Origin of the sequence: Streptomyces humidus (genome assembly GCF_014649655.1) — a bacterium.
GTDB classification, from domain to species: domain Bacteria; phylum Actinomycetota; class Actinomycetes; order Streptomycetales; family Streptomycetaceae; genus Streptomyces; species Streptomyces humidus.
Map to the genome: position 1 here is coordinate 248590 of NZ_BMTL01000004.1, position 21469 is coordinate 270058.

General features: G+C 71.6%; 15 protein-coding genes. 6 read left to right on the forward strand and 9 right to left on the reverse strand.

Features of this window, described 5'->3' with window-relative positions; all coding sequences use genetic code 11:
• Window positions 1-73 precede the first annotated feature (73 nt).
• The gene (gene cydD / locus IE239_RS06220) at window positions 74-3622 is read left to right on the forward strand and encodes a thiol reductant ABC exporter subunit CydD (RefSeq protein WP_229877838.1); all 3549 of its coding nucleotides are present in this window, start codon (window positions 74-76) and stop codon (window positions 3620-3622) included.
• Here cydD and IE239_RS06225 read toward each other — a convergent pair.
• The 4 genes from IE239_RS06225 to IE239_RS06240 form a co-directional block, all read right to left on the reverse strand.
• On the reverse strand, window positions 3606-4493 hold the full coding sequence (locus IE239_RS06225; RefSeq protein ID WP_190148234.1) for a Cof-type HAD-IIB family hydrolase: 888 nt from the start codon (window positions 4491-4493) through the stop codon (window positions 3606-3608). The genes cydD and IE239_RS06225 overlap by 17 nt on opposite strands.
• A gap of 76 nt (window positions 4494-4569) precedes the next feature.
• A complete protein-coding gene (locus IE239_RS06230) occupies window positions 4570-5460 on the reverse strand; it encodes an LLM class flavin-dependent oxidoreductase (RefSeq protein WP_190148235.1) in 891 nt (296 codons plus the stop codon).
• A gap of 452 nt (window positions 5461-5912) precedes the next feature.
• Window positions 5913-6476: an RNA 2'-phosphotransferase gene (locus tag IE239_RS06235; protein ID WP_190148236.1), complete on the reverse strand. Its 564-nt coding sequence runs from the start codon at window positions 6474-6476 to the stop codon at window positions 5913-5915.
• Between the two features lie 836 nt (window positions 6477-7312).
• Window positions 7313-9133, reverse strand: a complete 1821-nt coding sequence (locus tag IE239_RS06240; protein WP_190148237.1) for an SDR family oxidoreductase — start codon at window positions 9131-9133, stop codon at window positions 7313-7315.
• Between the two features lie 600 nt (window positions 9134-9733).
• Here IE239_RS06240 and IE239_RS06245 point away from each other — a divergent pair.
• From IE239_RS06245 to IE239_RS06265, 5 genes are all read left to right on the forward strand, one after another.
• A complete protein-coding gene (locus tag IE239_RS06245; protein WP_190148321.1) occupies window positions 9734-10711 on the forward strand; it encodes an ABC transporter ATP-binding protein in 978 nt (325 codons plus the stop codon).
• Window positions 10701-11609, forward strand: coding sequence for an ABC transporter permease (locus IE239_RS06250; protein ID WP_190148238.1), 909 nt, complete (start codon window positions 10701-10703; stop codon window positions 11607-11609). Before IE239_RS06245 ends, IE239_RS06250 begins: the two co-directional genes overlap by 11 nt.
• Window positions 11606-12517 carry an ABC transporter ATP-binding protein gene (locus tag IE239_RS06255; protein ID WP_190148239.1) on the forward strand — a complete coding sequence of 304 codons (912 nt, stop codon included), beginning with the start codon at window positions 11606-11608 and terminating at the stop codon, window positions 12515-12517. Before IE239_RS06250 ends, IE239_RS06255 begins: the two co-directional genes overlap by 4 nt.
• 10 nt (window positions 12518-12527) lie before the next feature.
• Entirely contained in the window at window positions 12528-13247 is a 720-nt protein-coding gene (locus IE239_RS06260) for an ABC transporter permease subunit (protein ID WP_190148240.1), read from the forward strand.
• A 129-nt stretch (window positions 13248-13376) separates the two neighbouring features.
• On the forward strand, window positions 13377-13619 hold the full coding sequence (locus IE239_RS06265) for an SGM_3592 family protein (RefSeq protein WP_190148322.1): 243 nt from the start codon (window positions 13377-13379) through the stop codon (window positions 13617-13619).
• Between the two features lie 530 nt (window positions 13620-14149).
• On the opposite strand, the gene IE239_RS06270 is transcribed toward IE239_RS06265, so the two are convergent.
• The 5 genes from IE239_RS06270 to IE239_RS06290 all read right to left on the reverse strand — a co-directional run bounded on the left by IE239_RS06270 (window position 14150) and on the right by IE239_RS06290 (window position 21456).
• Window positions 14150-14968 carry an HAD family hydrolase gene (locus IE239_RS06270; protein ID WP_190148241.1) on the reverse strand — a complete coding sequence of 273 codons (819 nt, stop codon included), beginning with the start codon at window positions 14966-14968 and terminating at the stop codon, window positions 14150-14152.
• Window positions 14965-16242 (reverse strand): serine--tRNA ligase, encoded by a 1278-nt coding sequence (gene serS / locus IE239_RS06275; protein ID WP_190148242.1) that lies wholly within the window; start codon window positions 16240-16242, stop codon window positions 14965-14967. The genes IE239_RS06270 and serS overlap by 4 nt, the downstream gene beginning before the upstream one ends.
• A gap of 581 nt (window positions 16243-16823) precedes the next feature.
• Complete coding sequence (gene pheA / locus IE239_RS06280) at window positions 16824-17756, reverse strand: prephenate dehydratase (protein WP_190148243.1); 933 nt, start codon at window positions 17754-17756, stop codon at window positions 16824-16826.
• 138 nt (window positions 17757-17894) lie between these two features.
• Window positions 17895-19355 (reverse strand): iron uptake transporter deferrochelatase/peroxidase subunit, encoded by a 1461-nt coding sequence (efeB, locus tag IE239_RS06285; RefSeq protein ID WP_229877839.1) that lies wholly within the window; start codon window positions 19353-19355, stop codon window positions 17895-17897.
• 7 nt (window positions 19356-19362) lie between these two features.
• Entirely contained in the window at window positions 19363-21456 is a 2094-nt protein-coding gene (locus IE239_RS06290) for a copper resistance CopC/CopD family protein (RefSeq protein WP_190148244.1), read from the reverse strand.
• Between the last annotated feature and the right edge of the window lie 13 nt (window positions 21457-21469).

Below are 21469 nucleotides of genomic sequence, written 5' to 3' on the forward strand. Positions count from 1 at the left end.
CACGTGGAACACACCCCATGAGGAGAGGGCGTGTTTCACGTGAAACGTGCTCTTGGAGAAGAGGGTGTTTCACGTGAAACCGATCGACCCGCGTCTGCTGCGCTACGCCGGCGCCACGCGCGTCTTCCTGGTGGCGGTCGTCGGTCTGGGCGCTGTCGGGGCGGCGCTGGTCATCGCTCAGGCCATGCTCATCGCCGAGGTGGTGGTCGGCGCGTTCCAGCACGGCATGTCGGTCGGTGAACTGCGCACCCCCCTGATGCTGTTGGCGGCTGTCGCGGGTGGTCGCGCGCTGGTCGCCTGGTTCACCGAACTCGCCGCCCACCGCGCGAGCGCAGCCGTGAAGTCGGAGCTGCGGGCGCGCCTGCTGGAGCGCGCCACCGCCCTGGGGCCCGGCTGGCTCAGCGGACAGCGCACCGGTTCGCTGGTGGCCCTAGCCACCCGGGGCGTGGACGCCCTCGACGACTACTTCTCGCGCTATCTGCCCCAGTTGGGCCTGGCGGTGGTCGTGCCGGTGGCGGTGCTCGCGCGGATCGTGACCGAGGACTGGGTGTCCGCCGCGATCATCGTCGCCACCCTGCCGCTGATCCCGGTCTTCATGATGCTGATCGGCTGGGCCACGCAGTCACGGATGGACCGCCAGTGGCGGCTGCTGTCCCGGCTGTCCGGGCACTTTCTGGACGTCGTCGCAGGGCTGCCCACACTGAAGGTGTTCGGGCGGGCCAAGGCGCAGGCCGAGTCGATCCGGCGCATCACCGGCGAGTACCGGCAGGCGACCATGCGGACGCTGCGCATCGCGTTCATTTCGTCGTTCGCGCTGGAGCTGCTGTCGACGCTCTCGGTGGCCCTCGTCGCCGTGACGATCGGCATGCGACTCGTCCACGGCGAGATGGATCTGTACATCGGTCTGGTGATCCTGGTGCTGGCTCCCGAGGCGTATCTCCCGCTTCGGCAGGTCGGCGCGCAGTACCACGCGGCCGCCGAGGGACTGGCGGCCGCGGAGGAGATCTTCGAGGTGCTCGAGACTCCGGTTCCGACGCCCGGAACTCTTGCGGTGACCGCGGGCGGGGTGGTCTTCGAGGGCGTGACCGTCCGCTACCCGGGACGCTCCGGCGACGCCGTCACGGACGTGAGCTTCATCGTCGAGCCCGGGGAGACGGTCGCGCTGGTCGGCCCGAGCGGCGCGGGCAAGTCGACGCTGCTGCACGCCCTGCTGGGCTTCGTACGGCCGGACGAGGGACGGGTGCTGGCCGGGGGAGTCGACCTCGCGGCGGCCGACCTGGAGCAGTGGCGGTCGCGGGTCGCGTGGGTGCCGCAGCGCCCGTACCTCTCGGCGGGGACGATCGCCGAGAACGTACGGCTGGCGCGTCCCGAGGCCGACGACGCGGCCCTGCGCCGGGCGTTGGCGGACGCGGGCGCGCTGGAGTTCGTCGACGCGCTGCCCGCCGGGGCCGACACGGTGCTCGGTGAGGACGGGACCGGGCTCTCCGCCGGGCAGCGGCAGCGGCTCGCTCTCGCCCGTGCGTTCCTCGCGGACCGTCCCGTCCTGCTGCTGGACGAGCCGACGGCCGCGCTCGACGGGGAGACCGAGGCGGAGGTCGTGGCGGCTGTACGGCGGCTCGCGGCCGGGCGGACGGTCCTGCTCGTCGTGCACCGGCCTGCGCTGCTGGCGGTGGCGGACCGTGTGGTCCGGCTGGCCGAGACCGAGACGCGCGGGCCCGTGACGGTCCTTCCCCAGGACGGCCCCGTCCTGCCGGAGGAGACGACGGCGGCAGCGCCCGTCGGGCGGGACCCCGGGACGGGCGCCGCGACACCCGTCGGCGGTGTCCTGGCCCGCGTCCGCGCCATGGCAGGCGCCCGACGTGGCCGGCTCGGCCTCGCCCTGCTGCTGGGCAGCCTCGCGCTCGGCAGCGCCGTGGGCCTCATGGCCACCTCCGGGTGGCTCATCTCGCGGGCCGCGCAGCAGCCGCCGGTCCTGTACCTGATGGTGGCCGTGACGGCGACCCGTGCCTTCGGTATCGGGCGGGCGGTGTTCCGATACGCGGAGCGACTCGTCTCCCACGATGCCGTGCTGCGGATGCTGGCCGACACCAGGGTCGCCGTCTACCGGCGGCTGGAGCGGCTGGCGCCCGCCGGACTGCGCACGACCCGCCGGGGCGATCTGCTGACCCGGCTGGTCGCCGACGTGGACGCCCTGCAGGACTACTGGCTGCGCTGGCTGCTGCCCGCCGGCGCGGCCGTCGTCGTCTCGGCCGGGTCGGTCGCCTTCACGGCGTGGCTGCTGCCCGAGGCCGGGGCCGTGCTCGCCGCCGGGCTGGTGACGGCGGGGGTGGGCGTCCCGCTCGTCACCGGCGCCGTGGCGCGCCGGGCTGAACACCGGCTCGCCCCTGCCCGGGGGGCGCTCGCCACCCGCACGGCGGACCTGCTCACCGGCACCGCCGAGCTGACCGTCGCGGGCGCGCTCCCGGCCCGCGCGGCCGAGGTGCGTGCGGCCGACGGCGTGCTCACCCGGATCGCCTCGCGTGCGGCGACCGCCACCGCGCTCGGGGCCGGGCTGACCGCCCTCGTCTCCGGCCTGACCGTCGCGGCGGCGGCCCTCGTGGGAGCCCAGGCGGTGGGTGACGGGCGGCTGGGCGGTGTGACCATGGCGGTGGTCGTCCTGACCCCACTGGCCGCCTTCGAGGCCGTCCTGGGACTGCCTCTGGCCGTGCAGTACCGCCAGCGAGTGCGCAGGAGCGCGGAGCGGGTCTTCGAGGTGCTGGACTCCCCCGAGCCGGTACGAGAGCCGCAGCGGCCCCGTCAGGCGCCCGCGTCGCCCTTCCCGCTTGTCGTCGAGGGCCTGTCCGCCCGGTACGCCGGGCAGGACCGGAACGCGCTCACCGGAGTAGGTCTGACCCTGACCCGAGGTCGCCGGATCGCGGTCGTGGGGCCCTCCGGGTCCGGCAAGACCACGCTGGCGCAGGTGCTGCTGCGGTTCCTGGACGCGGACGCGGGCTCGTACGAGCTGGCCGGGGTGGACGCCCGGTCCCTGGACGGCGACGACGTACGTGTGCTCGTCGGGCTGTGCGCGCAGGACGCGCATCTCTTCGACAGTTCGGTGCGCGAGAACCTGCTGCTCGCGAGGAAGGGGGCGAGGGAGGAGGACCTGCGGGACGCGCTGGCGCGAGCCCGGCTGCTGGAATGGGCCGACGGTCTGCCCGACGGTCTCGACACGCTCGTCGGCGAGCACGGGGCCAGACTCTCCGGCGGGCAGCGACAGCGGCTCGCCCTCGCACGGGCGCTGCTCGCCGACTTCCCCGTCCTGGTGCTCGACGAGCCGGCCGAACATCTGGACCTGCCGACCGCCGACGCGCTGACCCGGGACCTCCTGGCCGCGACCGAGGGCCGGACGACGCTGCTCATCACCCACCGGCTGGCCGGACTCGACGCGGTCGACGAGGTGGTCGTGCTGGACGAGGGCCGGGTGGTGCAGCGAGGCCCGTACGCGGAACTGGCCCTCGTGGAGGGCCCCTTGCGGAGGATGGCGGAGCGGGAGGCGGCCGCGGAGCTGCTCAGCGGCGCGGAGCCGGGTCACGACGCCTCGCGGCGCTCCCGTCGGGTCGTGAGCGCTACACCCGCTCGGTGAGCAGCCGCTCGATGACGACGGCGACCCCGTCCTCGTTGTTGGCGGCCGTCCGGCCGGAGGCCGCGGCGAGGACGTCCGGGTGGGCGTTGCCCATGGCGTACGACCGGCCGGCCCAGGTGAGCATCTCGACGTCGTTCGGCATGTCCCCGAACGCGACGACCTCCTCATGGGAGATGCCGCGCTCCGCACAGCACAGCGCGAGCGTGCTGGCCTTGGAGACGTCAGGGCCGCTGATCTCCAGCAGGGCGCTGGGGCTGGAACGGGTGACGTTGGCGCGGTCGCCGATGGCCAGTCGGGCCAGGGTGAGGAAGGCGTCGGGGTCGATCGTGGGGTGGAACGCGAGGATCTTCAGCACCGGCTCGTCGGCCCCGGGGGCGTCCGACGCCAGCAGCCGCTCGGCCGGCGCGAGGTGGTCGGGTATCTCCATGTGCATCTTCGGGTACTCCGGCTCCTGGTAGAAGCCGTAGGTCTGCTCGATGGCGTACATGGTCCCCGGCGCGGCCTCCCGCAGCAGCCCCACGGCGTCCAGTGCGTTCTCCCGCGCCAGCTCGCGCACCTTCACGAACCGGTGGGCTCCGGCGCCGCCGTGCAGGTCGACCACGGCGGCGCCGTTGCCGCAGATCGCCAGACCGTGTCCGTGGACGTGGTCGCTGACGACGTCCATCCAGCGGGCCGGCCGACCGGTGACGAAGAAGACCTCGATGCCCGCTTCCTCGGCTGCGGCGAGCGCGGCGACCGTGCGGTCGGACACCGACTTGTCGTCGCGCAGCAGAGTGCCGTCGAGATCGGTGGCGATCAGCCGCGGCGGGAGAGCTTCGGCCGGGGTCACGGGCTGTCGAGTCGCTGAGGTCACCGGGTCATTCTCGCGCATCCGCCCGTACGGCCGTGCGAGAGCCCGCCCACATGAGGCCAGGGCGGGATGCCGCCGGTTCGGACGCCGGGGGTCGTCACAGCTGCGCCGGGGCCTCCGTGGCGATCCGCTCGAAGACCTTCTCGTCGGCGGCGAAGTCGGAGTCCGGGATGGGCCAGTGGACCACGAGCTCCGTGAAACCGAGTTCCCGGTGCCGGCCTGCGAAGTCGACGAAGGCGTCCAGGGATTCCAGCGGTCGGCCGCGGTCCGGGGTGAACCCGGTGAGCAGGATCTTGTCCAGCTCCGCCACCTCCCGTCCGCGAGCGGCGCAGGCGTCGGCGAGCTTCTCGGCCTGGTCGCGAAGCGCCCGCACCGACTGCTCGGGCGTGCCGTCCTCGTACAGCCTGGGGTCGCCGGTGGTCACCCAGCCCTGTCCGTACCGGGCGGCGAGCCGCAGCCCGCGCGGTCCCGTCGCGGCGATCGCGAAGGGCAGCCGGGGGCGCTGGAGGCAGCCGGGAATGTTGCGTGCCTCGTGCGCCGAGTAGTGGTCGCCCTCGTAGGACACCGCGTCCTCGGTGAGCAGCCGGTCGAGCAGCGGCACGAACTCGCCGAGCCGGTCGGCCCGCTCGCGCGGGGTCCACGGTTCCTGGCCGAGGGCGGTGGCGTCGAAGCCGGTGCCTCCGGCACCGATGCCCAGGGTCATCCGGCCGCCCGAGATGTCGTCCAGGGAGATCAGTTCCTTGGCGAGGGTCACCGGGTGCCGGAAGTTAGGGGAGGTGACAAGCGTGCCCAATCGCATACGTTGCGTGACGACCGCCGCCGCGGTCAGGGTGGGAACCGCCCCGAACCACGGCCCGTCCCGGAAGCTGCGCCAGGACAGGTGGTCGTAGGTATAGGCGGCGTGAAACCCGAGGTCCTCGGCGCGCCGCCAGATCTGTTGTCCCTCGCTCCAGTGATGGATGGGAAGGATCACGGTGCTCAGTCGCATGACTGCGACCCTATGCTTCCGGGACCGCGAGCGACCGGGGAGGCATACCTCGACGGCTGGGGTCGCGTCGGTACGCGTCGCGTATGTCTCCGGAGCGGTGCCAGGGCCCTTCAGCTCTCGCGGGAGTGTGCGAAGACGCGGCGCGCCCCCGTTCCCGGGTCCGGTCCGCTTCCCCTGGGGGGCGGGGCACGCTCACGCCGGGTCGTCCGGCGGGTTTCGGCGTACGCCTCGTGCGGCAGTGTCGCGTCCGGGTCGGTGGCGGCGCCCACTCCGGCGGCGGTGTGCCGGGAGTCCGTCGGCCCCGGTGTCGTGGGTCACCTCGAGCTCGCGCGCGTTCTCGGCGGCGAGGGCACGAAGGGCGGCGACGGCCTCTTGGGCGGCCGGGAGGCGAGTCATGGCGGTGACCATCCCGAACCTGGACTCGCCTCGTCGACGCGGGCCGGTGACTCGGCTCAGTGCCGCTCGGGGAACCGCAGGTACTGCGGAGGCACGGCTTTCGTCAGCCACACCTCGTTGGCGCTGACGTGGAAGACATGGCCGTCGCGGTGCATGGCACCCGCGTCGACCGAGAGCACCACGGGGCGTCCTCGGCGGGCGCCGACGCGGGTCGCGGTCTCCCGGTCGGCGGAAAGGTGCACGTCGTGCCGGTTCATCGGGCGCAGCCCCTCGGCCCGGATCGCGTCCAGACAACGGCCCACCGTCCCGTGGTACAGGTACGGCGGAGGGGTCGCCGGGGGCAGCCCGAGGTCGACCTCGACGCTGTGGCCCTGGCTGGCGCGGATCCGCGTGCCCTCGATCGCGAAGCGCTTCTTGTCGTTGGCGGCGACGACATGGTTCAGTTCGTCGCGGGTGAAGCGGAAGCCATGGGCGGCGCACGCCGCGATCAGTTCGTCGATCTCGACCCAGCCGGCCTCGTCGAGGGTGAGGCCGATGCGTTCGGGCTGGTGTCGCAGGTGCTTCGAGAGGTACTTCGACACCTTCACGGTGCGTCTCGCGGCACTGTCCTTCTCGTTCATCCGCTCAGCATGGCGCGAGAGACGCGGATCACGCATTTTGTTTTGCAGCTGAGGTTTGATCCACAAGCAACTAAGGTTATCCACAGGCTATTTGGCGATTCTGTGGACAACCAAGCAACTCTGCGCGGGCGTTCATCAATGCCCTTTGCCTAGCGATGCCTTGATGACTGATCTTCCAACATTCAGAGGGGCAGATCGCGTTGGGCCATCCGCGTGCCAGAGGTGACGGTGTGCTCCACGCTGACCAGCCTGCCCGCGGACCGCGTTGCCTCGGCGGGAATCGCCACGGAACACGTCGTGGCACGAGGGACGCCGGACCGCCGGAGTGGAGACGCCTGCACCGACGCGGGATGACGAACCGCCGCATGACACGGGCCGGTTCGGCCTCTTCGGTCCGCCGGGCGAGCGGACGCGGCCGACGTCCGAGCGGGGCCTCGTCGGTGTCGGTCGGCCGGTGTGGACCGTCGAGGTGGCGGGTGCAGACGTGCTCGCTGCTGAACTCCGGCAAACAGAAGGCCAAGTGCGCTACCTGGTAGCTCAACTTCCGCGGATGCACGAGGCGGAAGGGGGGCACCGGAGAGATGCGCGAGCACCTCGATGCGGAACGCGGCCGGGGCGACGCGTAGGAGGTCAACTCGCCGTCAACGCAACCCTCGTGCCCCCGCCCTAGTCGGCAGGCCCGCCCAAGCCCGCACCGGAGCCCGACTCCGCCCCTCTGCCCAAGCACTGCCCAGCACTGCCCAAGCCCGTACCGGATCCCGAGTCCGCACGCCCGTCCAAGCCCGCACCCGGACCCGAGCCCGCGCCGGTGGGGCGCGGGCGGCCGGCCGGGCGGCTCACAGCGGCGGGCCCACCCGCGCCAGCGCCCTCAACGCCCTTGGCAGGAAACGCGACAGGGCGTAGGAGACCTTCGCCTCCGGAGTGACCGGAACCATCGCCTCATCGAGCAGCACCGCCCGCAGGATCGCGTCCGCGACCTTCTCCGGCGGGTAGTTGCGCAGCCTGTACGCGCGCGTGGATCGCTTCTGACGGCGTCGTTGCTCCTCGGCGTCCACCCCCACGAAGGTCGCCGTGTCGGTGATGTTCGTGTTCACCAGGCCCGGGCATACCGCCGAGACGCCGATGCCCCGCCCGGCCAGTTCCGCGCGCAGGCACGCGCTCAGCATCAGGACCGCCGCCTTGGAGGTGCTGTAGGCGGGGAGCGCCTTGGAGGGCTGGTAGGCGGCAGCCGAGGCCGTGTTGACGATATGGCCCCCCTGCCCGCGCTCGGCCATCTGCCGGCCGAACAGACGGCACCCGTGGATGACGCCCCACAGGTTGACGTCCAGGACCTTGCGCCAGTCGTCGGACGTCGTGTCGAAGAAGGAGCCCGAAAGCCCGATGCCCGCGTTGTTCACCAGCACGTCCAGCACGCCGTGTTCGGCGTGCACCTTCGCCGCGAGCTTCTCCATCGCCTGCTCGTCGGAGACGTCCACCGTCTCCGCCCAGGCGCCGGGCGCGCCGCTCAGCCGGGACAGCTCGGCCGTCCGCGCGGCCGCGTCCGCGTCCCGGTCGACGGCGATCACGCGCGCGCCGGCCTCGGCGAACGCGAACGCCGTGGCCCGCCCGATGCCGCTGCCCGCGCCGGTGACCAGCACCAGCCGGCCGCCGAAGCGCTCGGCGTACCGGCCGGTGGCAGCAGGCTTGCGCACGGGCTCGCCGCCTTCCTCCCGGGCCTGCCCGGCCGCCTCGCCCGCCTCGCCCGCCCGTTCCCGCTCCACCGACGTGACGAAGTCGTCGATCCAGGAGGCGACCTGGTCAGGGCGGGTGCGCGGGATCCAGTGCCCGGCCGCGAGCGTGCGCCGGGTCAGCCTCGGGACCCACTCCTCCAGTTCGTCGTACAGCCGCTCCGAGAGGAACCTGTCCTCCAGGGGCGTGATGAGCTGCACGGGCGCGTGCGCGAACGCGTCCGGTCGAGGGCGGCGCAGCCGGCTCCGCACGTTGTCGCGGTAAAGCCACGCTCCGTGGGCGGCGTCCGACGGCAGCGACGGTGTCGGGTACGCCCCCGCGGGGACCTTCTCGATCCGCCGCAGGATGCCCGGCCAGTGCCTGCCGAGCGGGCCCCGCCAGGCCAGTTCGGGCAGCGCGGGGGTGTGCAGCAGGTACACGTACCAGGACTTCGCGCCCTGGCCGAGGAGCTGGCCGGCCCGGCGCGGAGTCGGCCGTTTCAGGCGCTTGTCGATCCAGTGGCCGAAGTGGTCGAGGCACGGGCCGGACATCGAAGTGAAGGACGCGACCCGGCCCTCGGTGCGCCGCACCGTGACGAACTCCCACGCCTGCACCGAACCCCAGTCGTGCCCCACCAGGTGCACCGGCCGGTCCGGGCTGACCGCGTCCGCCACCGCCAGGAAGTCGTCGGTCAGCTTCTCCAGGGTGAACCCGCCCCGCAGCGGCTCGGGCGTGCCGGAACGGCCGTGGCCCCGGACGTCGTAGAGCACCACGTGCAGCCCGCAGCGGTCGGCCAGCCGTGTCGCGACCTCGGACCAGACCTCCTTGCTGTCCGGATAGCCGTGCACCAGGACGACCGTCGGCCGGCTCGGATCGCCCAGCTCGGCCACGCACAACTCGATCCCACCGGTTCGTACCCGGCGCTCACGCGCTCCTTGCGGCAACGTCATCTGCCCTCCACCTCGTGCTCCAGCATTCCCTTCACCCTCCCCTCCGCCCGGCGCCGCACGTGCGGCAGGTCGTCGTCGAGCCAGAAGGCGCTCCCGGGGGCCACCCGGGTCACCCCGGTCGCATGACGGCGGCGACGGCCCGCCCGCCCGCGCAGGCCGGCCGCTGCACCTGCCGGAACCCCGCGCGGTTCGGCGGAGAGCTCGCGGCTCGTCGACGGCGTCGCGGACGTCGCGGCGCCGATGTCGGCACCGTCGATGCCGTCGTCATGTCATCCTGTGCCGCCTGTGCCGCCTGTGCCGCCTGTGCCGCCTGTGCCGTCCGTGTGCGCCTGTGCCGTCCGTGTGCCCGTGCCGAACGCCTTGCGGGCCTGTCGACCGCGCTACGCGTCCGTGACGTGGCATCACCGAATGTGACAGTTGTTAGAGACGACGTCAACAGGACGAGGGGCCACCTGTGGAGAACATGCCCGCGGCCCCTCGGACCCGTAGATCTCAGGCAGGGCATCCCCTACGTGCCCGTACATCTGAGGTCTGAGGCGAAGACGGCTCTGAGGTCTGATGATTTTCGTGGCGTGCGTCACTAATTTTGAGGGCGTGACTGTGATCGCGACCGAAAGCCTGAGCAAGCGGTTCCCCCGGGTGACCGCTCTTGACCGGCTCTCCGTGGACGTCGGACCCGGTGTGACCGGGCTCGTCGGAGCCAACGGGGCCGGCAAGTCCACACTGATCAAGATCCTGCTGGGTCTGTCGCCCGCCTCCGAGGGCCGAGCCGAGGTGCTCGGCCTCGACGTCGCGAGCAAGGGCGCCGCCATTCGCGAGCGGGTCGGCTACATGCCGGAGCACGACTGCCTGCCGCCCGACGTCTCGGCCACCGAGTTCGTCGTGCACATGGCCCGGATGTCCGGTCTGCCGCCCACCGCCGCGCGTGAGCGCACCGCGGACACCCTGCGCCACGTCGGCCTGTACGAGGAGCGCTACCGCCCCATCGGCGGCTACTCGACCGGCATGAAGCAGCGCGTGAAGCTCGCCCAGGCCCTCGTCCACGACCCCCAGCTGGTCTTCCTGGACGAGCCGACCAACGGCCTCGACCCGGTCGGCCGCGACGAGATGCTCGGCCTGATCCGCCGCATCCACACCGACTTCGGCATCTCGGTCCTGGTCACCTCCCACCTGCTGGGCGAACTGGAGCGCACCTGCGACCACGTCGTGGTCGTCGATGGCGGCAAGCTTCTGCGCTCCAGCTCCACCACCGACTTCACGCAGACCACGACCACCCTCGCGATCGAGGTCACCGACACCGACGCGCATCCCGACGGCACCCGCGCGGTGCGCGAGGCGCTCCGCGCGCGCGGTGTCGAGGTGCTCGACGCGAACAGCGCCCTGCCCGGCGCCGGTCACGTCCTGCTGCTGACCGCGCAGGGCGAGGAGACGTACGACGTCGTCCGGGACGCGGTCGCCGAACTGGGCCTGGGCCTCGTCCGCATGGAACAGCGCAGGCACCACATCTCCGAGGTCTTCACCGACAGCGACGCCGAAAACGACCAGCAGCGGAAGGAGGCCGTCGGCCATGGCAGTTGAGCACCCGGTCACCGCCCCCGCGGGAGACCAGACCCGCATCCACAACATCGGCTACCGCAGCTACGACGGCCCCCGGCTGGGCCGCGCCTACGCCCGCCGCTCCCTCTACTCGCAGTCCCTGCGCGGCGCCTACGGCCTCGGCCGCTCGGTGAAGTCCAAGGTGCTGCCGATGCTGCTCTTCGTGGTGATGTGCGTGCCGGCGGCCATCATGGTCGCCGTCGCGGTCGCCACGAAGGCCAAGGAACTGCCGGTCGACTACACGCGTTACGCGATCATCATGCAGGCCGTCATCAGCCTCTACGTCGCCTCGCAGGCCCCCCAGTCCGTCTCGCGCGACCTGCGCTTCAAGACCGTGCCGCTGTACTTCTCGCGGCCCATCGAGACCGCGGACTACGTACGTGCCAAGCTCGCCGCGATGGCCTCCGCACTCTTCGTGCTCACCGCGGCCCCGCTGCTCGTGCTCTATGTGGGCGCCCTGCTGGCCAAACTCGACTTCGCCGACCAGACCAAGGGATTCGGTCAGGGACTCGTCTCCGTGGCACTGCTCTCACTGCTGTTCGCCGGCATCGGCCTGGTCATCGCCTCGGTGACCCCGCGCCGCGGCTTCGGCATCGCCGCCGTCATCGCCGTGCTGACGATCTCGTACGGCGCGGTCTCCACGCTCCAGGCCATCGCCGAGGCGCAGGACAGCGCCGGCTCCATCCCCTGGATCGGCCTGTTCTCCCCCGTCACGCTGATCGACGGCGTGCAGTCGGCGTTCCTGGGCGCCTCCTCCGCCTTCCCGGGCGGGGTCGGCCCCTCCGACGGACAGGGCGTCGTCTACGTCCTCGTCGTCCTCGGCCTGATCGGCACCGCCCACGCCCTCCTGATCCGCCGCTACCGGAAGGTGGGCCTGTGACCACGCTCAGCATCGACCACGTCTCCCGCTGGTTCGGCAACGTGGTCGCCGTCAACGACATCACCATGACCATCGGCCCCGGCGTCACCGGCCTGCTCGGCCCCAACGGCGCCGGGAAGTCCACCCTCATCAACATGATGGGCGGCTTCCTGGCCCCCTCCACCGGCACGGTCACCCTCGACGGACAGACGGTCTGGCGCAACGAGGCGATCTACCGGCAGATCGGCATCGTCCCCGAGCGCGAGGCGATGTACGACTTCCTCACCGGCCGCGAATTCGTCGTCGCCAACGCCGAGTTGCACGGTCTGGGGGCGAAGGCCGCCCAGAAGGCGCTGGCCACCGTCGAGATGGAGTACGCGCAGGACCGCAAGATCCAGACGTACTCCAAGGGCATGCGCCAGCGCGTCAAGATGGCCAGCGCTCTCGTCCACGACCCGTCGCTGCTGCTGCTCGACGAGCCCTTCAACGGCATGGACCCGCGCCAGCGCATGCAGCTCATGGACCTGTTGCGGCGTATGGGCGACGAGGGCCGCACCGTGCTGTTCTCGTCGCACATCCTCGAGGAGGTCGAGCAACTCGCCTGGCACATCGAGGTCGTCGTCGCGGGCCGGCACGCGGCCAGCGGCGACTTCCGCAAGATCCGCCGGCTGATGACCGACCGTCCGCACCGTTATCTGGTGCGCTCCAGCGACGACCGCGCCCTCGCGGCCGCGCTGATCGCCGACCCGTCGACCTCCGGCATCGAGGTCGACCTCGCCGAGGGCGCGCTGCGTGTCCAGGCCGTCGACTTCGGCCGCTTCACGGCCCTGTTGCCGAGGGTCGCCAGGGACCACGGCATCCGGCTGCTCACGGTCTCGCCGTCCGACGAGTCCCTCGAGTCCGTCTTCTCGTATCTCGTCGCGGCGTAGGAGGCCCAAGATGTACGACCCCACAGTCGCCCGGCTCACCTACCGGGCCCTGCTCGGCCGTCGCCGGGCTCTCATCCTGGGCGCTCTGCCCCTGCTGCTGATCGCGATCTCCGTGGTCGTGCGCGGCCTCGCCGGGGCCGACGACCAGACGGCGGCCGACCTGCTCGGCGGCCTCGCGCTGGCCACCATGGTCCCGATCATCGGCGTGATCGCGGGCACCGGCGCGATCGGGCCCGAGATCGACGACGGCTCCGTGGTGTACCTGCTGTCCAAGCCGCTGAAGCGGCCGACGATCATCTTCACCAAGCTGATCGTGGCGGTCGCGGTGACGATGGTCTTCTCGGCCCTGCCGACGCTGATCGCCGGGTTCATCCTGAACGGCAACGGTCAGCAGATCGCCGTCGCCTACACCGTCGCCGCGCTGGTCTCCTCCATCGCCTACGCCGCCGTCTTCCTGCTTCTCGGGACCGTCTCGCGGCACGCGGTGGTGTTCGGTCTCGTCTACGCCCTCGTCTGGGAAGCCCTGTTCGGGTCCCTGGTGCCGGGCGCGCGCACGCTCAGCGTCCAGCAGTGGTCGCTGGCGGTCGCCCACAAGGTGGCGGGCGGGGACCTCGTGACCTCGGACGTCGGTCTGACCACGGCGACGGTGCTGCTGGTCGCGGTGACCGTGCTGGCCACCTGGTACGCGGGACAGAAGCTGCGGACACTGACGCTCGCCGGCGAGGAGTGAGCCGCCGTGCCGGGGGCGGGGCGGCCGTTCTTGACGACGGCTTCACCCGCGCCCCGGCACACTGGGCGCGGCATCCGGCGCCTGGTGACCGGCACAGGGCGCGAGGGCTGGGAGGACGGGGAGGACGGGATGGCGGACGACGACACGACGAACGGCGGTCGGGAGCGGTCCGGGGACGAGCTCTGGGACGACCTCGTCCTGGACGACGACTTCATACGTGCCGCCGAGGCGTCGGAGCCGTCCGCCCGCGCCCGGATGCTGGCCGCGAGGTGGCGTGCGCAGGCGCCCGAGCCGCAGCCCTGGCGCTCCGACGAGCCGCCGGCGGGCTGGTTCTTCAGCAAGGCGCGTCGACGCAGGTGGCGCCGCCGGTAGTCGCCGCTGCACCACGGCCGTCGCACAGATGTTTTATTCGGTGGCGTCCCGGTCGCCCTGAGGGCACAGTGGTCGTACCCGCAGAACGCGGGTCGGCCGGAGGACGTCCGGCGACACGGACCGGGTGAGGAGTTCGACGATGCCCATGCACGGCAGTCCGTCGAACTCCCTTCAGGGCAGCCTGTGGCGGGTTCCGGAGTAGTTACGCCTCCGTCGAACCCGCTCCTCACAGGGGAGCTGCCCGGGGCGGCCGCTTCGAGCACGCGATGTCGCTCTCGCGTGGGCCGCCCTTCCCGGAACGTCGGCCGAGCGGCCGGGCACCGGCTTGCCGAGCGAGACGTTGTCAGGGCTTCTTGGCCGGGGGCGCGGCTGAGGGCGTCTTCGGGCGCCCTCAGCCGCACCCGGGAGGCCGGGCGCGGCCGGGCGGTGGCTCGCGGGTGCCGGTGAGGGACGCCGGGATCCGGGTGTCCGGCCCGGTTCGCGCGTTTGCCCGGGCCGGGTGTCCTGGCTTCAGGAAGCGTTCCGGGACTTCAGCTCAGGAAGCGTTCGAGGACTTCGGCGATTCCGTCGGCCTCGTTGGACGACGTCACCTCGTCGGCGACCGTCCGCAGCTCCTGGTGGGCGTTGGCCATGGCCACGCCGTGAGCGGACCAGGCGAACATCGGGATGTCGTTGGGCATGTCGCCGAAGGCGATGGTCTCGGCGGCCTTCAGGCCCAGCCGCCGGGCGGCCAGGGAGAGGCCCGTGGCCTTGGACAGGCCCAGGGGGAGCAGTTCCACGATTCCCGCGCCGGCCATCGCGACCGTGACGAAGCCGCCCGCGGCCTGCCGTGCGGCCTCGGCCAGCTCGTCGTCCGACAGCTCGGGATGCTGGATGTAGATCTTGTTCAGCGGGGCCGACCAGAGGTCGGACGCGTCCCTCAACGGCGTGGCTGGGAGCGTGCCGTGGACGGCGTAACCGGGCCCCACCAGCACGTCCCCGTCCAGCCCGTCGCGGCTGGCCGCCAGGTGCAACGGCCCGACCTCCGCCTCGATCTTGGCCAGGGCCACGCCCGCCAACTGGCGGTCCAGGGTCACCGAGGTCAGCAGGCGGTGCGCACCGGCGTCGTAGACCTGGGCGCCCTGCCCGCAGACCGCGATGCCGTCGTAGCCGAGGTCGTCGAGGATGTGCCGGGTCCACGGGACCCCACGGCCCGTCACGACGATGTGCGCGGCGCCCGCCGCGGTGGCCGCGGCGAGGGCGTCACGGGTGCGTCGCGAGACCGACTCGTCGGAGCGCAGCAGCGTTCCGTCGAGGTCGGTCGCGATCAGGCGGTAGGGGAACTCTCCGGCGGCAGAGACGGCACTCACCTGGCGACCGGCTCCAGGACCTCCCGGCCGCCGAGGTACGGGCGCAGCACCTCGGGGACGTACACGGAACCGTCGGCCTGCTGGTGGTTCTCCAGGATGGCGACGATCGTGCGCGGGACGGCGCACAGCGTGCCGTTCAGCGTGGCCAGCGGGCGGATCTGCTTGCCCTCGCGGACGCGGATCGACAGCCGGCGGGACTGGAACTCGGTGCAGTCCGAGGTCGACGTCAGCTCGCGGTACTTGCCCTGGGTCGGGATCCAGGCCTCGCAGTCGAACTTGCGGGCGGCCGAGGAGCCGAGGTCACCGGAGGCGACGTCGATGACGCGGAACGGCAGCTCCAGCGCGGACAGCCACTGCTTCTCCCAAGCCAGCAGGCGCTGGTGCTCGGCCTGCGAGTCCTCGGGCGTGACGTACGAGAACATCTCGACCTTGTCGAACTGGTGGACGCGGAAGATGCCCTTGGTGTCCTTGCCGTGCGAGCCGGCCTCGCGGCGGAAGCAGGGCGAGAAGCCCGCGTAGCGCAGCGGCAGCTTGTCCGCGTCGATGATCTCGTCCATGTGGTACGCGGCGAGGGGGACCTCGGAGGTGCCGACCAGGTAGAGGTCGTCCTTGTCGAGGTGGTAGACGTCCTGGGCCGCCTGGCCGAGGAAGCCGGTGCCCGCCATGGACTGCGGACGCACCAGCGCCGGGGTCAGCATCGGGGTGAAGCCGGCCGCCGTGGCCTGCGCGATCGCCGCGTTGACCAGGGCCAGCTCGAGCAGGGCGCCGACGCCGGTGAGGAAGTAGAAGCGGGATCCGGAGACCTTCGCACCACGTTCGACGTCGATCGCGCCGAGGATCTGGCCGAGCTCCAGGTGGTCCTTGGGCTCGAAGCCCTCGGCGCCGAAGTCGCGGATCGTGCCGTGCGTCTCGAGGGTGACGAAGTCCTCCTCGCCGCCCACGGGCACGTCGGGGTGCACGAGGTTGCCGAGCCGCTGGAGCAACTCCTGTGTCTCGGCGTCGGCCTCGGCGCGCTCGGCGTCGGCGGCCTTGACGTCGGCGGCGAGCTGGCTCGCCTTCTTCAGCAGTTCGGCCTTCTCGTCCGCGGAGGCCTTGGGGATGAGCTTGCCGAGCGACCTCTGCTCGGCGCGCAGCTCGTCGAAGCGGACGCCGGACGACCTGCGCCGCTCGTCGGCGGACAGGAGGGAGTCGACGAGCGCGACGTCCTCTCCACGGGCACGCTGGGAAGCGCGCGCACGGTCGGGGTCCTCACGGAGCAGGCGAAGGTCAATCACGCGGTCAAGGCTACCCGTGCGGAGTTGCGGCTCACGACTCAGATTCGGGTGCCGCGCGCCGAGTCTTCCGGCGTCCTCTGCCGGGCGTTCCGAATCGCGCCTTACGGTGGGTTATGCGGCAATTGCCGAGTGTGTCAGTAAAACGTGTCTCATTCCCTGGGACGAAGCATGTGACGGGCGTCGCATTGACTCGACTTCCTTGCGGCGCACGGGATTTGGGGGCCGAGTTGTCCACAGGGATCCGCACCCCGTGTGAGTTATCCACAGGGTGTGCGAAAGATCTGTGGACATCGGAATGGATCATTCCGAGGCCTGTTCGCGCGCTGGAGAATTCCGTGCCCAAACCCGACTCGGGCCCACTTTCGGGTGGAAAAGGGTCGCCCTGAAGGATTGATCGAAGGAGACAGGTGGACGAGGGGTGACGTACGGGTTGCGAGCCACCCCGAGGGAGTGGGGACCGATTTGTCGACTGAATGGCACTTCGTTGTCGACTTGTCCCCAGGTCGAGAAGCGGCCCTGTGGATAACTTCTGTGGATAACGAAGATATGCAGGTAGGACCAGTGTCAGGCGGGCGGACAGGCTAGAAACGGCCGTCCTGGCAGCCCGCAACCCAGTCGGCAGCCGCCATGAACTCCCCGTCCGACGTTCCGGGCAACGGAGCCTCGACGTCCGCCGCGCTGACCTCCGCACGCGGGTACGAGCCCAGGAAACGCACCTCGCGACAGATCCGCTTCAGCCCCATGAGGGCCTCCGCCATCCGGCGGTCGGAGATGTGTCCTTCGGCGTCGATGCAGAAGCAGTAGTTGCCGATTCCGGCGCCCGTCGGACGGGACTGCAGCAGCATGAGGTTGACGCCCCGGGTGGCGAACTCGCCCAGGAGGTCGCGCAGGCCACCGGGATGGTCGTCGCGCTGCCACAGCACGACGGACGTCTTGTCCGCGCCGGTCGGCGCCGCCGGACGGGCAGGCCGGCCCACCAGCACGAAACGGGTCTGCGCGTTCTCGGCGTCGTGGATCCCGGTCTCCAGGGCGGTCAGCCCGTACCGGGCCGCAGCGAACTCACCGGCGAAGGCGGCATCGTAGCGGCCCTCCTGGACCAGCCGGGCTGCGTCCGCGTTCGAGGCGGCCGACTCCCAGGCGGCGTCGGGGAGGTTCGCCTTCAGCCAGTTGCGCACCTGAGGCTGTGCGGCCGGGTGTGCGGAGACCGTCTTGATGTCCGCCAGCCGGGTGCCGGGCCTGACCAGCAGCGCGAAGGTGATCGACAGCAGCACCTCGCGGTAGATCATCAGCGGCGCGCCCGCGACCAGTTCGTCCAGCGTCGTGGTGATCCCGCCCTCGACCGAGTTCTCGATGGGCACGAACGCGGCCTCGGCCTCACCCGAGCGCACCGCGTCGAGCGCGGACTGCACCGACACGTACGGCAGCAACTGCCGGGTGGCCGCCTCCGGAAGCGTGCGCAGGGCGACCTCCGTGAAGGTGCCCTCGGGGCCGAGATACGCATAGCTCGCTGGCATGACCTCACCCTAATGGCCCTTGCGTATTCGGGCGCACGCATCTCACGAGGTGCCCTCGCAGGAATGAATCCCCACCGCGGGGCGTAACTTCCCAGGATCCGCAGTTCCTGGCGATCAGCCGCAGCCGCAGCCGCAGCCTCACGCCTCCAGCAACCGCTGCCCCACGTACTCCCCCTCGGCCGCCCCGCCCGGCACCGCGAACAGGCCGCTCGACTCGTGGCGGATGTACAGGGACAGCGCGTCGCCCCGGTCCAGCTTGCGCTGCACCGTGACGAAGCCGCGCAGCGGGTCCGCCTGCCAGCAGACGAACAGCAGGCCCGCGTCGGGAGTGCCGTCCGGGTCGATGCCGTCGTGGTAGGAGAAGGGCCGCCGCAGCATGGCCGCGCCACCGTTCTGGTCGGGGCGCGTGATGCGGGCGTGCGCGTTGATCGGGACGACCAGGTCGCCGTTCGCGTCGGTCTTCTCCAGGTCCATCTCGGTGGTCTCGGTACCGCCCGTCAGCGCCGCGCCGTCCGCCTTGCGTCGCCCGATGACCTGTTCCTGCGCCTTGAGCGACAGCTTCTCCCAGTCGTCGAGGAGCATGCGGATGCGGCGTACGACGGCATAGGAGCCGTTTGCCATCCACGCGGGGTCCTTGGTGCCGGAGGCCGGGACGAAGATGCGCTCGTCGAAGTCGGGCTCGGTCGTTCTGGGATTGCGGGTGCCGTCCATCTGACCCATCAGGTTGCGGGCCGTCATGGGGTGGGCGGTGGTGCCCGGCGTCCGGTTGAAGCCGTTCATCTGCCAGCGGACCTTCGCGGCCGTGCCCGCGTCCTTCTGGATCGCGCGCAGGGCGTGAAAGGCGACCAGGGCGTCGTCCGCACCGATCTGCACCCACAGGTCACCGTTGCTGCGGGCCTTGTCGAGGTGGTCGGAGGAGAAGTCCGGGAGCGGGTCGAGAGCGACCGGACGCTGCTTCTCCAGACCGGTGCGGGCGAAGAAGCTGTTGCCGAAGCCGAAGGTGACCGTCAAGGAGGAGGGGCCGGCGTCCCGGGCCACGCCGGTGTCGTCGTGTGCGGCGGCCTCGCCCGCCATCAGCCGTCGGGCCGTCTCCGACCAGCGGCGCAGCAGTGCGGCGGCTTCCTTGCGGCCGGCTCCCGCCGCGAGGTCGAAGGCGACGAGATGACCGCGCGCCTGGAGGCCCTGGGTGATCCCCGGTTGATGTTTCACGTGGAACATCACCTGCCCGGACCCGATCGAGGAGAGAGGAGGGGTCGCCTGCGCGGGGGCCGCGGCGTAGCCGGCGACCGCGCCCGCAGCGCCCAGGACGAGCCCGGTCGCTCCGGCCGTGCCGAGCAGCCTGCGCCGAGTCAGCCCCTCGACGGAGGTGGGGGTGGAGGGGGAGGGGGATTCCGGGCGGACGCCGTCGCCGACGGAGGCGCGGGCGGCCTCGGCCCCGGCCCTGCCGGTGCCGGCCTTGGGCGCAGGGGTCTTCGCGGGGCCCGTCTTGGGCTTACGAGGCTTGCCGGCGCCCGTCTTGGGCGTGCCGGTCCCGCTCGTGTTGGTGCCGGGGCCGGGGGTCTCGGGTGTACGGGCGTCGGGGAGGGACTGGTCGGGCATGGTGCGGTCAGCCGATCTGAGCGTTCTTGGACACGGTCGCCTGGTCGATGTCGGAGGTGCGCACGGTGACGGCGATCTTCCACTCGCCGGCCATGGGGATCTGCACCGCGCTCGCCGCCCAGTGGCCCGTGGTGATGTGGTCGGGGGTGACGGGCAGTGGCCCGATGTCCTTGGCTTCGAGGGTGAAGGCGACCTTGACCTCGGGCACGTCGAAGGCGCGGCCGTTGGGCCGGGTCACGTAGACGTGCATCTCGTTGGCGCCGGCGCGTGCGGGGTCGAGGTCGACACTGACCACGCCCTTGCCGTCGGTGCCGCCGGTGTCGAAGGACATGTCCAGCGTCAGCGCCCCGGAGGGGGAGTCCGACGAGGGCGAGGCGGACGACGAGGAACCGGTGGCCCGGGCGGCTTCCTGCTCCGTACGGCCGGGCTCGGTCGACGTCAGGACGGTGGTGACGGCGAGCAGCACGACGGCGACGCCGGTCTCCGCGAGCACCGAGCGCCGCAGACCGAAGCGGTCGGCGTCGGAGTCCCGCAGCCTCTTCTCTCGTGTGGCGACGACGACGGCGCGTTGCCGCGCGAGCTGCACGGCCCGCTCGTCGCCGCCGGAGACGGCCGTGGCGTTCTTGGAGCCGCCCTTGCCGTCGCCGGTGCTGCTCCCGCCGTCGCCGGTGCTGCTCCCGCCGTCGCCGGTGCTGCTCCCGCCGCCGCCCGTGCTGCTCTCGCCGGTGTCGTTCTCGTCGGCGCCGACGGCCGTGCTGCCCGCGTCCCCCGCCCGCTTGCCCGCCGTGACCACAGGCTTCTCGGCCGTGGACGTCCGTGCCGATGCCGTCCTCGCGGCCGTCGAGGCCGTCGACGTAGTCGTCCCGGTCGTCGTGTCCGCCAGTCGCGCGGTCCACCGTCGTGAGATCCGGGCGATGCCCACGAGCACCGCGACGAGCCCGATCTTGACGAGGAGCAGCTGTCCGTAGCGGGTGTCGGTGAAGGCGGACCAGGAGCCGAGCTGGCGCCACGACTGGTAGACGCCGGTGACGACCAGGGCGAGGACGCTGCCGAAGGCGACCTGGGAGAACCGCTGGACGGCGGAGCCCTCGACGGGCCGGTCCGCGGGCGCCCGGTACAGCGAGACGAGGAGGGCGGCGAGTCCGCCGAGCCAGGTCGCGACGGCCAGCAGGTGCAGCACGTCGACGGGCATCGCGATGCCCGGCTGCAACCCGGTCGAGGCGTGTTCGGCCATGGCCCAGCTCGCCGCGAGTCCTGCGGACACGACGGTTCCGCCGATCGCGAGCCCGAAGGTCAGGTCCCGCTTCTCCTCGTCCTCCCGCTTGTCGTAGGCGCCGAAGAGCACGGCGATGAACAGCGCGGCCGCGGCGAGCAGCAGCAGCCGGGACACGAGGGCCGCGCCGGTCTTGGTCTGCAGGACCTGCCCCAGCAGGTCGAGGTCGAAGACGTCCCCGAGCTTGCCCGAGCTCGCGTACGAGCCGCGCAGGAGCAGCAGGAACAGGGTGGCGGCGGTCATCGCGAGCCAGCCGGAGAGAACGAGTCGCTGCACGGCCCGCACCCCGGTGCCGCGCGGCCAGCAGGTCAGCACGAAGACGGCCCCGCCGACCATCACGATGAACCCGGCGTACGACACGTACCGCCCGAGGTCGTACAGCAGGCCGACGACTCCGCCGCCGGCCACCTGGTCGGACACCGACACGGTGGTCTTGGAGGGGGAGCCGATGGAGAAGGTGTAGGCGCCGGCGACGGGGTGGCTGTCGGCGGAGACCACCTGGTAGGTCACGGTGTACGTGCCGTCGGGCAGCCCGGAGTGCAGCTGGACGGCGTAGCCGGCGCCGGAGACCTGCGACGGCTTGCCGGTGTCGACCCGGGTGCCCTGGGGATCCAGGACGCGCACGGAGTCGTCGTTCATCGAGACGGTCTCGGAGAAGGTCAGCGACACCTGTGTGGGCGCCTTGTCGACCACCACCCCCGGCGCGGGGTCGCTGCCGGTCAGCGCGGCGTGCGCGGACGCGGGTCCGGCACCCGCCAGGAGTGCGCCGGCGACCGCCAGGAACAGCAGCACGAGCATCCGGACGCGGGGGGCGATGGTCTGCGTCAAGGTGGTCCCTCCC

Coding starts and splice junctions, on each gene's coding strand:
- IE239_RS06225 (WP_190148234.1), bottom strand. CDS start 4,493: ATGCGCGAGAATGACCCGGTGACCTCAGCGACTCGACAGCCCGTGACC.
- IE239_RS06230 (WP_190148235.1), bottom strand. CDS start 5,460: ATGCGACTGAGCACCGTGATCCTTCCCATCCATCACTGGAGCGAGGGA.
- IE239_RS06235 (WP_190148236.1), bottom strand. CDS start 6,476: ATGAACGAGAAGGACAGTGCCGCGAGACGCACCGTGAAGGTGTCGAAG.
- IE239_RS06240 (WP_190148237.1), bottom strand. CDS start 9,133: ATGACGTTGCCGCAAGGAGCGCGTGAGCGCCGGGTACGAACCGGTGGG.
- IE239_RS06250 (WP_190148238.1), top strand. CDS start 10,701: ATGGCAGTTGAGCACCCGGTCACCGCCCCCGCGGGAGACCAGACCCGC.
- IE239_RS06260 (WP_190148240.1), top strand. CDS start 12,528: ATGTACGACCCCACAGTCGCCCGGCTCACCTACCGGGCCCTGCTCGGC.
- IE239_RS06265 (WP_190148322.1), top strand. CDS start 13,377: ATGGCGGACGACGACACGACGAACGGCGGTCGGGAGCGGTCCGGGGAC.
- pheA (WP_190148243.1), bottom strand. CDS start 17,756: ATGCCAGCGAGCTATGCGTATCTCGGCCCCGAGGGCACCTTCACGGAG.
- efeB (WP_229877839.1), bottom strand. CDS start 19,355: ATGCCCGACCAGTCCCTCCCCGACGCCCGTACACCCGAGACCCCCGGC.